At 69.6% G+C, this 12,501-nt stretch carries 12 protein-coding genes; all 12 read right to left on the bottom strand.

The window, feature by feature from the left end:
• Positions 1-10 precede the first annotated feature (10 nt).
• Positions 11-1,183, bottom strand: a complete 1,173-nt coding sequence (locus tag MQP27_RS04465; RefSeq protein WP_242761014.1) for a DivIVA domain-containing protein — start codon at positions 1,181-1,183, stop codon at positions 11-13.
• A gap of 52 nt (positions 1,184-1,235) precedes the next feature.
• A complete protein-coding gene (locus tag MQP27_RS04460) occupies positions 1,236-1,526 on the bottom strand; it encodes a YggT family protein (protein ID WP_242761012.1) in 291 nt (96 codons plus the stop codon).
• Between the two features lie 50 nt (positions 1,527-1,576).
• On the bottom strand, positions 1,577-2,218 hold the full coding sequence (locus MQP27_RS04455) for a cell division protein SepF (RefSeq protein ID WP_242761010.1): 642 nt from the start codon (positions 2,216-2,218) through the stop codon (positions 1,577-1,579).
• Positions 2,219-2,346: 128 nt separating this feature from the next.
• Positions 2,347-3,066 (bottom strand): YggS family pyridoxal phosphate-dependent enzyme, encoded by a 720-nt coding sequence (locus MQP27_RS04450; protein WP_242761008.1) that lies wholly within the window; start codon positions 3,064-3,066, stop codon positions 2,347-2,349.
• Positions 3,067-3,071: 5 nt separating this feature from the next.
• Complete coding sequence (pgeF, locus tag MQP27_RS04445; RefSeq protein WP_242761006.1) at positions 3,072-3,803, bottom strand: peptidoglycan editing factor PgeF; 732 nt, start codon at positions 3,801-3,803, stop codon at positions 3,072-3,074.
• Positions 3,800-4,996, bottom strand: coding sequence for a cell division protein FtsZ (gene ftsZ / locus MQP27_RS04440; protein WP_242761004.1), 1,197 nt, complete (start codon positions 4,994-4,996; stop codon positions 3,800-3,802). Before ftsZ ends, pgeF begins: the two co-directional genes overlap by 4 nt.
• Before the next feature lie 278 nt (positions 4,997-5,274).
• A complete protein-coding gene (locus MQP27_RS04435) occupies positions 5,275-6,084 on the bottom strand; it encodes a cell division protein FtsQ/DivIB (protein WP_242761002.1) in 810 nt (269 codons plus the stop codon).
• Between the two features lie 35 nt (positions 6,085-6,119).
• A complete protein-coding gene (murG, locus tag MQP27_RS04430) occupies positions 6,120-7,217 on the bottom strand; it encodes an undecaprenyldiphospho-muramoylpentapeptide beta-N-acetylglucosaminyltransferase (protein ID WP_242761000.1) in 1,098 nt (365 codons plus the stop codon).
• A 6-nt stretch (positions 7,218-7,223) separates the two neighbouring features.
• The gene (gene ftsW / locus MQP27_RS04425) at positions 7,224-8,585 is read right to left on the bottom strand and encodes a putative lipid II flippase FtsW (RefSeq protein ID WP_242760998.1); all 1,362 of its coding nucleotides are present in this window, start codon (positions 8,583-8,585) and stop codon (positions 7,224-7,226) included.
• Between the two features lie 21 nt (positions 8,586-8,606).
• Positions 8,607-10,040 carry a UDP-N-acetylmuramoyl-L-alanine--D-glutamate ligase gene (murD, locus tag MQP27_RS04420; RefSeq protein ID WP_242760996.1) on the bottom strand — a complete coding sequence of 478 codons (1,434 nt, stop codon included), beginning with the start codon at positions 10,038-10,040 and terminating at the stop codon, positions 8,607-8,609.
• The gene (gene mraY, locus MQP27_RS04415) at positions 10,022-11,092 is read right to left on the bottom strand and encodes a phospho-N-acetylmuramoyl-pentapeptide-transferase (protein ID WP_242761417.1); all 1,071 of its coding nucleotides are present in this window, start codon (positions 11,090-11,092) and stop codon (positions 10,022-10,024) included. The genes murD and mraY overlap by 19 nt, the downstream gene beginning before the upstream one ends.
• Positions 11,092-12,498 carry a UDP-N-acetylmuramoyl-tripeptide--D-alanyl-D-alanine ligase gene (locus MQP27_RS04410; protein WP_242760994.1) on the bottom strand — a complete coding sequence of 469 codons (1,407 nt, stop codon included), beginning with the start codon at positions 12,496-12,498 and terminating at the stop codon, positions 11,092-11,094. Before MQP27_RS04410 ends, mraY begins: the two co-directional genes overlap by 1 nt.
• Between the last annotated feature and the right edge of the window lie 3 nt (positions 12,499-12,501).

Here is a 12,501-nt window from a genome sequence, read left to right as displayed (position 1 = left end):
TGCCCGGCCGTCAGTTGTCGTCCTCGTCGATCAGGAACCCGCGCATCGGCGAGGGAGCCTGGCCCATCGGGCCGGGGCCCTGCGGACGGACCGGAGCCATCGGCTGGGTCATCGCCGGGGACATCTGCTGCTGGCCGCCGTAGGACGGAGCAGCGGGGCTCGGCGCACCCATGCCCTGGTTGCCGCCGTAGGACGGGGCGCTCGCGCCGGCCGGGGCCATCGACGGCGCCGGGGACGGCGGCAGGGAGGCCGTGGCCGGGGTGCGCGGCGGAGCCAGCGAGTCGTCGGCCTGGGTCTCCAACTGACGCAGCTGCGACTCCAGGTAGGACTTCAGGCGGGTGCGGTACTCGCGCTCGAAGCCGCGCAGGTCCTCGACCTTGCGCTCCAGCGTGGCGCGGGCGGACTCCAGGGAGCCCATCGCGACGCGGTGCTTCTCCTGCGCGTCCCGCTCCAGGGCGTCGGCCTTGGCACGGGCGTCACGCTCGAGACCCTCGGCACGCGAACGCGCCTCGCCGACGATCTTGTTGGCCTCGGAGCGGGCCTCGGCGATCGCCTGGTCGGCGGTCTGCTGGGCCAGCGAGAGGACGCGGGCGGCGCTGTCGCCACCGGGGCCCTGACCGGGGCCGCCCATCGGACCGCCCATGGGGCCACCCATCGGGCCGCCCATCTGCTGCTGCATGGGGGGCTGGCCCATGGGGCCGCCCATCTGGCCCTGGCCCATGGGGCCGGGACCCATCGGACCCTGGCCCATCGGGCCGGGACCCTGCGGGCCGCCCTGTCCACCGGGACCGGCGGGCAGCTGCGGCGCACCGCTCGGCAGCTGGGGCGGGCCGCCCATGGGGCCGCCCATCTGCTGCTGCGGCGGGCCCGATATGCCGGCCGGCACGGGGGCGCCCGGACCGCGCATGCCCTGCTGCGGCATACCGCCCTGCTGGGGCATGCCCTGCCCCTGATCCTGCGGACCGGGACCCTCCGGGGGCTTGCGCATGTTCTGCTGGTTCTGGGCAGCAGCGCGCGTGGCCGCGGCCAGTTTGGCGCGCAGGTCCTCGTTCTCGCGGAGCAGGCGGGTCAGTTCGGCTTCGACCTCGTCGAGGAAGGCATCGACCTCGTCCTCGTCATAGCCTTCTCGGAGGCGGACGGTCGTGAACTGCTTGTTCCGCACGTCCTCGGGGGTCAACGGCATCTCTTCACCTCAACGTAGTCATCGGCAGTCGGCAAGACCGGGTCGTCCACAGTCACCTCAGGAAATTCTGTGTGATGGTGATGAGGATGTAGACGATGATCATCAGCACGAAGAAGGACAGGTCGAGCGCCACGCCCCCGAGGCGCAGCGGCGGGATGAACCGCCGCAGAAGCTTGAGCGGTGGGTCGGTGACAGTGTAGGTGGCCTCCAGTACGACCACCATCGCCTTGCCGGGTTGCCATGAGCGGGCGAACTGGAACACGTAGTCCATGACGAGCCGGAAGATCAGCACGATGAGGAACACCATCAGCGCGATGTAGATCACCTGCGCGAACACGCCCATGGTTTGTGCTTCCCTCTCCCCTGTTCCGTACTTCGTTCCGGTGTTGCGTCTCAGCTCTGGTTGAAGAACCCGCCCTCTGCGATACGGGCCTTGTCCTCCGCCGTGACATCGACGTTAGCAGGAGACAACAGGAACACCTTCTGGGTCACCCGCTCGATGCTGCCGTGAAGACCAAACACCAAACCGGCCGCAAAGTCGACAAGTCGCTTCGCATCTGTGTCATCCATCTCAGTCAGATTCATGATCACCGGGGTGCCCTCACGGAAGTGTTCCCCGATGGTACGGGCCTCGTTGTAGGTCCGCGGGTGCAGTGTGGTGATCCGGTAAGGCTCTCGTTCCGACACGACCTTGGGCATGATCACCGGTGCGTTCTTCTCCAGGCTTGCGCGTTCTTGTGTGATGGACGCCACGGGCGCGATGCGCGCCGGGCGGCCGGATTCCGCGGGTAGCGAAGCGGAACGGGCGACCGGTTCGCGCGGAGTGGGCGGTTGCACGACTCGTACCTCTTCGTCCCTTTGGGACTGATGTGCGACGTGCGACTGGTGCGACGGCTCGTGCCGTCGATGGTCCCGCTCCGGCTCCGGGTCGAGTTCGGGCTCGAAGTCGTCATCGGGGTCGAATCCCCGGCCGTCGTACCCATCGTCCTCCACGAGGCCGAGGTAGACCGCCATCTTGCGCATCGCGCCGGCCATGCTCTGAGTCCTCCGCTCTGTGGTGGATCGGCTGACGACTGCCAAGTGCCCGCGATCCACGAGGTCGTTACGCCCGCCTTCGGCGGCATTGACCATATTTTCTGCTGTGGTCCGACTTCCTGGCGACGTTACCCGAGCCTCGGGCGGACTCCGAGTACCGCGGTGCCGACGCGCACATGTGTCGCTCCGGCCGCCACGGCCTGTTCGAGGTCCGCACTCATCCCTGCCGAGACCATGTTCGCAGCCGGATGGATTCGGCGCAGGTCGGTCGACAAATCCATCAACCGCTCGAACGCCGCCAGTTCACGTCCCGCGTACTCGCCGGTGAGTGGCGCGACGGTCATCAGTCCCGCCAGCCGCAGCCCCGGTGCCGCGGCCACGAGTTCGGCCAACTCTTCGATTCCGCCGGGCCCCACGCCCCCGCGCTCACCGCGTCCGCTCTCGTCCGCGTCCAGCGCGACCTGGACCAGACAGCCGATCTCGCGCCCCTGCCGCTCCGCTTCCTTGGAGAGCGCCGTGACCAGCCGGGCCCGGTCGACGGACTGCACCATATCGGCATAACCCGCCACGGAACGAACCTTGTTGGTCTGCAACTGACCGACGAAGTGCCAAGTCAGCGGCAGATCCGCGCACTCGGCGGCCTTCGGGGCGGCGTCCTGGTCCCGGTTCTCGGCCACGTGCCGCACACCGAGCTCCGACAGGATCCGCACGTCGCTCGCGGGGTAGGTCTTGGTGACCACGATCAGGGTCACCTCCTCGCGCCCCCGGCCGGCGGCCGCGCACGCGTCGGCGATACGACGCTCCACCTTCGCCAGGTTTTCGGCGAGTTCGTCCTTACGGTCCGTCATGCCCCTCAGTCCAGCCAGACATATCCCGCGAGTCGCCCCGTGGTGCGATCGCGGCGGTACGAGAAGTGATCGGCCGACTCCAGCGTGCACACCGGGGACTGCTCCCGGTCACGCACCCCGAGCCGTTCGAGCTGGGCATGCACTCCGGCGGTCACGTCGACCGCGGGCGTACCCCAACTCGTCTCGGAGTACGCCGCCGGTTCGACGACGGCCACCTCGGCGCGCATCGCCTCCGGCACCTCGTAGCACCGGCCGCAGACGGCCGGCCCGGTGCGGGCGACGATCCGGGCGGGGTCCGCGCCGAGTTCGGTCATCGCGCGTAGCGCGGCCGGGACGACGCCGGCGACCATGCCGGGCCGGCCCGCGTGGGCCGCGGCGACCACCCCGGCGACCGGGTCGGCGAGCAGGACGGGCGTGCAGTCGGCGGTGAGGACGGCGAGGGCGAGTCCGCGGCGGGCGGTCACGATCGCGTCGACCGACGGGATCTCGGCGCCGGAGCCCCAGGGCCCGTCGACCACCGCCACGTCGTTGCCGTGCACCTGGTTCATCCAGACCACGTCCGCGGCTTCGAGGCCGAGGGACTTGGCCGCCAGCTCGCGGTTGGAGCGTACGGCGTCGGGGTCGTCGCCGACCGCGCCGCCGAGGTTGAGCTCCTCGTACGGAACGGCGCTCACCCCACCCCACCGGTCGGTGAAGGCGAAGTGCGCGCCGCTCACGGTGTCGCGCCGTCCTATCACTTCAGGAAGTCCGGCACGTCCAGTTCCTCCGCCGCGCTGTCCGTGTAGGACCGGGACGGCGGGACCGGCGGGGCGACCGGGAGGTCGGCGGCCGGCTCGGGCGCGGGCTCCGGGTCCTCCTTCGGCGTGACGCTGCCGAGCGAGCCGAAGGACGGGCGGGACTCGGGCTGCCGTACCGGGGTCGGCTCGTCGCGGCGGGCGGAGGCCGAGGACGAGCCGAGGACGGTGTCCCGGCGGGCCGGCGGCTGGCCGCCGTCGAAGCCGGCCGCGATGACCGTGACCCGGACCTCGTCGCCGAGGGCGTCGTCGATGACCGCGCCGAAGATGATGTTGGCCTCGGGGTGGGCGGCCTCGCTGACCAGCTGGGCCGCCTCATTGATCTCGAACAGGCCGAGGTCGCTGCCGCCGGAGATGGAGAGCAGCACACCGCGGGCGCCGTCGATGGAGGCCTCCAGCAGCGGCGAGGAGATCGCCATCTCGGCGGCGGCCACCGCGCGGTCATCACCGCGGGCCGAGCCGATGCCCATGAGGGCCGAACCGGCCTCGGACATCACGGACTTCACGTCGGCGAAGTCGAGGTTGATCAGGCCCGGCGTGGTGATCAGGTCGGTGATGCCCTGGACACCGGAGAGCAGCACCTGGTCGGCCGACTTGAAGGCGTCGAGCACCGAGACCTGGCGGTCCGAGATGGACAGCAGCCGGTCGTTCGGGATGACGATGAGGGTGTCGACCTCTTCGCGCAGTTCGGCGATGCCGTCCTCGGCCTGGTTGGCGCGGCGCCGGCCCTCGAAGGTGAACGGGCGGGTGACCACGCCGATGGTGAGGGCGCCCAGGGAGCGGGCGATGTTGGCCACGACGGGCGCGCCGCCGGTGCCGGTGCCGCCGCCTTCACCGGCCGTCACGAAGACCATGTCGGCCCCCTTGAGGACCTCCTCGATCTCCTCGCGGTGGTCCTCGGCGGCCTTGCGGCCGACGGCCGGGTTGGCTCCGGCGCCGAGTCCGCGCGTCAGTTCGCGGCCGACGTCGAGCTTGACGTCGGCGTCGCTCATCAACAGCGCCTGCGCGTCGGTGTTGATGGCGATGAACTCGACGCCCTTGAGACCGACCTCGATCATCCGGTTGATGGCATTGACACCACCGCCGCCGACACCGATGACTTTGATGACTGCGAGGTAGTTCTGCGGTGCTGCCACGTCGAAGGCCTCTCGCCTCGAGTTACGTGTCGCCGTTCCGCGGTTGGCCGCGATCCGACGACGGATGCCGAATGGGACGGTCCGTAGCGCCGACCCGAACCCTAACGTTGAAGTTTAGGGTTACCAGTGTGTCTGTTCCTTGAAGTCTTCTGAACAGGACACTAAGTCGACAAGTGGCGCGCGTTCAACGAACACGCCGAACCTCCCGTTTTTCTTTTCACCCTATGTGATCAGCCGTAGCGGTGCCCAACCAGGGTGCTGGCCTGCGCGGATGTGCGTCAACTCCCCGATGACGCAGGGGCGGTGGGAACCGAGACGTCGAAGTGCCGCGCGTCCGGCGCCGCTTTCATGAGAGCGGTGAGCGTACGCGCCTTCAGCGCACCCCGCTCGGAACTCCCCCAGGCGACGGTCCGTCCGTCGTTCAACTCCAGCGAGATGTCGTCGTAGGAACGCACCTTGACGGTCCGCGCGATCCGGGCGACCCCGCTCGGCAGGGAACCGGCGACCCGTACCGCCTCGCGCACCAGCCGGTCCTCGCCGAAACGGCGCAGGCTCGCGCCGGTGGAACCGGTGGAGGAGAGCTTCAATTCCAGTTCGGGAACGGCTTTCGGGGCCCGGGAAACCGTGGCGAAACGGACACCGTCATCGTCCACTTCTACGAAGTTTCCGCCCTTTTGGACAATCAGAACCGGAGTGCGCTCAACCACTTTCAGGCCGATTCCGTGCGGCCAGGAACGGACCGCGTCAACCGTGTCAATTCGGGGCAGTTTCGCGCGCAGTCGCGACTCGATCGCATCGGTGTCGACGGAAATCAGCGGTGCCCCGACGGGGACTTCGGCGGCGGCGCGAACCTGTTCGGGCGTCAGCACCCGGGTGCCGGAAATCGATACGCGTTCAACGCGGAGCCACCGGGATCCGTACAACAGCCAGACGGTGCCCGCGCCGAGGAGGGTGAGCGCGATGGCGAGGATGATGATCGTACGAAGGCGGAGGCGGAGGCGTGTCGGCCTCAGCCGCCGGGCGAGAGGCGGGCCGGACGACTCCTGCTCACGTTCACCGCGTTGCTCCGCGGTGGTCGGTCCGGCCACGCTTCCTGCCCTTCGCCTACATGGAAATGCCGTTCCTAATGATGTGCACGACGGGCGGCGATCGCCTCGTACACCATGCCGACGAGCAGGTCGTCGGCGTCCCGGCGGCCGAACTCGGCGGCGGCGCGGGACATCTCGTACAGCCGGTGCGGATCGGCGAGCACGGGCAGGACGTTGGTCCGGACCCAGTCCGGCGTCAGTTCCGCGTCGTCGACCAGCAGTCCGCCGCCGGCCTTGACCACCGGCTGGGCGTTCAGCCGCTGTTCGCCGTTGCCGATGGGCAGCGGGACATAGGCGGCCGGGAGCCCGACGGCGGAGAGCTCGGCGACGGTCATCGCGCCCGCGCGGCAGAGCATCATGTCGGCAGCGGCGTACGCGAGGTCCATCCGGTCCAGGTAACTTACCGGGATGTAGGGGGGCATTCCCGGCATCTGCTGCACATGCGGCAGTTCGTTCTTCGGCCCGACCGCGTGCAGGATCTGGATGCCGGCCTGCTGCAGCCAGGGCGCGACCTGCTGGATCACCTCGTTGAGGCGGCGGGCGCCCTGGGAGCCGCCGGAGACCAGCAGCGTCGGCAGGTTGGGGTCGAGCCCGAACATCGCGCGGGCCTCGGGGCGGGCGGCGGCCCGGTCCAGGGTGGCGATGGTGCGGCGCAGCGGGATGCCGATGTAGCGGGCGTCACGCAGCTTGCTGTCCGGGGTGGAGACGGCGACCTTGGCGGCGTACCGCGAGCCGATCTTGTTGGCCAGGCCCGGGCGGGCGTTGGCCTCGTGGATGACGATCGGCACGCCGAGGCGCTTGGCGGCGAGGTAGCCGGGCAGGGCCACGTAACCGCCGAAGCCGACGACCGCGTCGGCCTTGGTGCGCTCCAGGATCTGCTCGGTCGCCTTGATCGTGCCGCGCAGCCGGCCCGGGACGGTGATCAGCTCGGGCGTGGGCTTGCGGGGCAGCGGCACGGCCGGGATGAGCGCGAGCTCGTAGCCCCGCTGCGGTACGAGCGTGGTCTCAAGTCCCCGCTCCGTGCCCAGGGCCGTGATCCCCACGGTGGGGTCCTGCCTGCGCAGGGCGTCCGCGAGGGCGAGCGCGGGCTCGATGTGGCCGGCGGTCCCCCCACCGGCGAGTACGACATGCACCGAAATTCACCGCTCTCCGGACGAGCGCGCCGCCGAGGCACGCCGTCGCATCGTGTTCCATCTCCGAGGCCCCCGTGCCGATGCGGCGCCTCTGGCCCGCTTTCTACCAAAGCGAGGTTGCCGCATCGAAAGCGCCGCCCGCGCAGCGGGCTCGTCACGCGCGAAGGCGATCAGCAGCCCGATGGCGAACATGGTCGGCAGCAGGGCGGATCCCCCGTAGGAGAACAGCGGGAGGGGGACGCCGGCGATCGGCAGCAGGCCGAGCACCGCACCGATGTTGATCACGGCCTGGGCCGTGATCCAGGTGGTCACGCCTCCCGCGGCATACCTGACGAAGGGGTCCTCCGTGCGGCCGGCCACGCGGATACCCGCATAGCCTAGAGCCGCGAAGAGGGCGAGCACCGACAGCGTCCCCGCGAGGCCCAGTTCCTCACCGGTGACGGCGAAGATGAAGTCCGTGTGCGCTTCGGGGAGTTGACCCCATTTTTCCACACTGGCGCCGAGCCCGGATCCGAAGATTCCGCCGGATGCGAGGGCGTAGATGCCGTGCACGGCCTGCCAGCAGTCCACCGGGCCCGACTGCGGTGAGGTCGCGCCGATGCAGGAGAGGCGGGCCATGCGGTTCGGGCTGGTCTTGATGAGGATCACACCGAGGGTGGCGGCGATGGACAGGACCCCCACGAACAGCCGTGTCGGGGCTCCCGCCAGCCACAACAGCCCGAACAGGATCGCCGTCAGGATGATCGCCGTACCCATGTCGCCGCCGAGCATGATCAACCCGAGCAGCATGAAGGCGACCGGGACCAGTGGCACCAGCATGTGCTTCCACTGGTTCAGCAGGTTCTTGTCCTGCTTGCGGGCGAGCAGGTCGGCGCTCCACAGGACGAGGGCGAGCTTGCCGAACTCGCTGGGCTGGATCTGGAAGGAGCCGCCGAGCGAGATCCAGTTCTGGTTGCCGTTGACCGACATCCCTATCCCCGGCACCTGCACGAGCGCCATCAGGAAGACGGCACCGGCGAGGATCGGGTAGGCCAGCGCCCGGTGCAGCTTGACCGGCATCCGGGAGGCGATCAGCAGCAGGACACCGCCGATGACGGCCGCGAGCAGCTGCTTGCGGAAGAAGTAGGAGCCCGGCAACGACATCTGCAGCGCGGTGATCTGGGAGGCCGAGTAGACCATCACCAGGCCCAGCACGGTGATCAGCACCGAGCCGCCGGCGATCAGGTAGTACGCGGTCAGCGGCCGGTCCCAGGCCCGCTTGGCGTTGAGATACAGCCGGCGCACGGGGTTGTCGCGAGGCGCCCGGGAAGCGGCGGGACGTCCGACCGCCCGCTGAACGGGCGGCCGTCCGGTACGGCTACTGGGCATCAGACGCCTCCGCTACGTCGGTCAGACGCCGAGTTCGCGAACCGCCTCCGCGAACGCGTCGCCGCGCTTGTTGTAGTTGGCGAACATGTCCATGGAGGCGCAGGCCGGGGCAAGCAGCACCGTGTCGCCTGCGGACGCGAGCCGCCGGGCCTCCTGGACAGCCGCGAGCATCGCCCCAGTGTCGGTCCGGTCGAGGTCGACGACGGGTACTTCCGGCGCGTGTCGCGCGAGGGCTTCCCGGATGAGGGCACGGTCCTTGCCGATGAGCACGGCACCGCGAAGTCGCTTTGCCGACTTGGCGACCAGTTCGTCGAAGGTGGCGCCCTTGGCGAGCCCGCCCGCGATCCAGACGATGGACTCGTACGCCGCCAAAGAGGCTTCCGCCGCATGCGTGTTGGTGGCCTTGGAGTCGTCGACGTACGCGACCCCGTCCACGTCCGCCACGTGCGCGATGCGGTGCGCGTCCGGCGTGAAGTTCCTCAGGCCGTCCCGTACGGCGGCCGCGGGCACCCCGAACGCTCGCGCGAGGGCCGCCGCCGCAAGGGCGTTGGCGATGTTGTGCGGGGCCGGCGGGTTGACGTCGGAGACCTCGGCGAGCTCCTGGGCGTTCTTCTGCCGGTTCTCCACGAAGGCGCGGTCGACCAGGATGCCGTCCACGACCCCGAGTTGGGACGGGCCCGGCGTGCCCAGCGTGAACCCGATCGCCCGGCAGCCCTCCTCGACGTCGGCCTCGCGGACCAGGTCCTCGGTGGCCTTGTCGGCGACGTTGTAGACGCAGGCGACCCGATTGCCCTCGTAGATACGGCCCTTGTCCTTGGCGTACGCCTCCATGGAGCCGTGCCAGTCGAGGTGGTCCGGCGCCAGGTTCAGCACCGCGGCCGAGTGCGGGCGCAGCGAGGGCGCCCAGTGGAGCTGGTAGCTGGACAGCTCCACGGCGAGGACGTCGTACTCCTGCTCGCCGAGCACAGCGTCCAGCACGGAAACGCCGACGTTGCCGACGGCGGCCGTGCGCAGGCCCGCGGCCGTGAGGATCGACGCCAGCATCTGGACGGTGGTGGTCTTGCCGTTGGTGCCCGTGACGGCCAGCCAGGGGGCCGCCTCCGGGCCGCGCAGGCGCCAGGCCAGCTCGACGTCGCCCCAGATGTCGACGCCGGCCGCGCGGGCCGCCTCGAACAGGGGCTTGTCGGGCTTCCAGCCGGGCGCGGTGACGACGAGTTCGGTGCCTGCCGGCAGGGTCGCGCCGTCGCCGAGCCGCACGGTGATGCCCAGCGCCTCCAGTTCGGCGGCCTGTTCACGCGCGCGTGCGTCGTCGCCGTCGTTGACGACCGTGACGAGCGCTCCACGCGCGTGCAGCACCTTGGCCGCCGGGACACCGGAGACACCGAGTCCGGCGACGGTGACGTGCTTGCCCTCCAGGGAGAGCCCCTGCCAGTCGGTCACTTGTCCGCTGCCCATCCCGCGTAGAAGAGGCCCAGTCCGACGATCACACAGATGCCCTGGATGATCCAGAAGCGGACCACCACGAGTACCTCGGACCAGCCCTTGAGTTCGAAGTGGTGCTGGAGTGGCGCCATCCGGAAGACGCGCCTGCCGGTGAGGCGGAAGGAGCCGACCTGGATGACCACCGACATGGTGATGAGGACGAACAGGCCGCCCATGATGGCCACGAGCAGCTCGGTGCGGGAGAGGATCGCCAGACCCGTGAGGACACCGCCGAGCGCGAGCGAACCGGTGTCGCCCATGAAGATCTTGGCCGGCGAGGTGTTCCACCACAGGAAGCCCAGGCAGGCACCCATCAGCGCGGAGGCGATGACCGCGAGGTCGAGCGGATCGCGCACCTCGTAGCAGGCGTTGGGGTTGGTCAGGGTCGTCGCGTTGGCGCAGGACTCCTGGAACTGCCAGACGCCGATGAAGGTGTAGGCGCCGAAGACGAGCACCGAGGCGCCGGTGGCGAGGCCGTCCAGACCGTCCGTCAGGTTCACGCCGTTCGACATCGCCAGGATCATGAACAGCGCCCAGACCACGAACAGCACCGGCCCGATCGACCAGCCGAAGTCCGTGATGAACGACAGCTTGGTGGAGGCCGGGGCGTTGCCGCGGGCGTCCTGGAACTGCAGCGCGAGCACCGCGAAGCTGATGCCGACGATCAGCTGGCCGGCCATCTTGGCCTTGGCCCGCAGACCCAGCGAACGCCGCTTGACGATCTTGATGTAGTCGTCGAGGAAGCCCACCAGGCCCATGCCGCACATCAGGCCGAGCACCAGCACACCCGAGTAGGTCGGGGCGTAGCCGGTGATGACCTTGGAGAGGAAGTACGCGGCCACGGTCGCCAGGATGAAGGCGATACCGCCCATGGTCGGCGTACCGCGCTTGCTGGCGTGCTCGCGCGGGCCGTCGTCCCGGATGTACTGGCCGTAGCCCTTGCGGGCGAGGAGCTTGATCAGCAACGGGGTGCCGACCAGGGTGAGGAAGAGACCAATGACTCCTGAGAACAGGATCTGCTTCATCATCGGGCGGCAACCTCACCCTCGGCACCGGTCTCGAGCAGCGCCTGGGCAATGCTCTCAAGCCCGACCGAACGGGACGCCTTCACGAGTACGACGTCCCCCGGGCGCAACTCGCTGCGCAACAGGTCGACCGCCGCCTGTGCGTCGGACACGTGCACCGACTCCTCACCCCACGAACCCTCGTTATATGCGCCCAGTTGCAGCCAGGACGCTTCCCTGCCCCCGACCGCGACGAGCTTGCCGACATTGAGCCGGACGGCGAGCCGTCCGACCGCGTCGTGCTCGGCGAGCGCCTCGTCCCCGAGCTCGGCCATCTTGCCGAGCACCGCCCAGGTCCGCCGCCCCTGGCCCATGGCCGCGAGCGCGCGCAGGGCGGCTCGCATGGACTCGGGGTTCGCGTTGTAGGCGTCGTTGACGATGGTCACGCCGTCCGGTCGCTCGGTGACCTCCATGCGCCAGCGGGAGAGGGAGCCCGCCTCGGAGAGCGCGGTGGCGATCTCTTCCGCGGACATGCCCAGCTCATGGGCGACGGCGGCCGCGGCGAGCGCGTTCGACACGTGGTGCTCACCGTACAGGCGCATGGTCACGTCGCTTGCACCGGAGGGTGTGCAGAGCCTGAAGGCGGGCTGTCCGGTGTCCGTGAGTCGCACGTTCTCGGCGCGTACGTCCGCTTCGTCGGCCTCTCCGAAAAGGAGCACCTTCGCCTTCGTACGGGATGCCATGGCCCGTACGAGCGGGTCGTCCGCGTTGAGGATCGCGGCGCCGTCCTCCGGAAGGGCTTCCACCAGTTCGCCCTTGGCCTGGGCGATCTGCTCCCGGCCGCCGAACTCGCCGATGTGGGCGGTGCCGACGTTCAGGACGAGGCCGATCTTCGGGGGCGTCAGCTCGGTCAGGTAACGGATGTGCCCGATGCCCCGCGCGCCCATCTCCAGCACGAGGAACTTCGTCTCCTCGGTGGCGGACAGGGCGGTCAGCGGCAGCCCGATCTCGTTGTTGAGCGAGCCCGGCGTGAACACCGTCGGCGCCTTGGTCCGCAGCACCTGGGCGATCAGGTCCTTGGTGCTGGTCTTGCCCGCGGAGCCGGTGAGGGCCACGAGGGTCGCGCCGAGACGTCGTACGACATGACGCGCGAGGGCGCCGAGGGCGCTCTGGACGTCCTCGACGACGATCGCGGGCACGCCGACGGGCCGGGACGCCAGCACGGCGACCGCGCCCGCCTCGACGACCTGCTCGGCGAAGTCGTGGCCGTCGACCCGTTCTCCGACGAAGGCGACGAAGAGGCTGCCGGGCTCCACCTCGCGGGAGTCCCGGACGACCGGAGCGGTGACCTGGACGGACGGATCCGGTATGTCGTGCGTCTGCCCGCCGACGACTGAGGCGATCTCGGCGAGAGAGAGGGCGATCACAAG

This window comes from Streptomyces cylindrosporus, from assembly GCF_022698165.1.
In the GTDB taxonomy this organism is placed as follows: Bacteria; Actinomycetota; Actinomycetes; order Streptomycetales; family Streptomycetaceae; genus Streptomyces; species Streptomyces cylindrosporus.
Note: the sequence above shows the minus strand (reverse complement) of the source record. Positions and strands in the feature narration are given on the sequence as shown.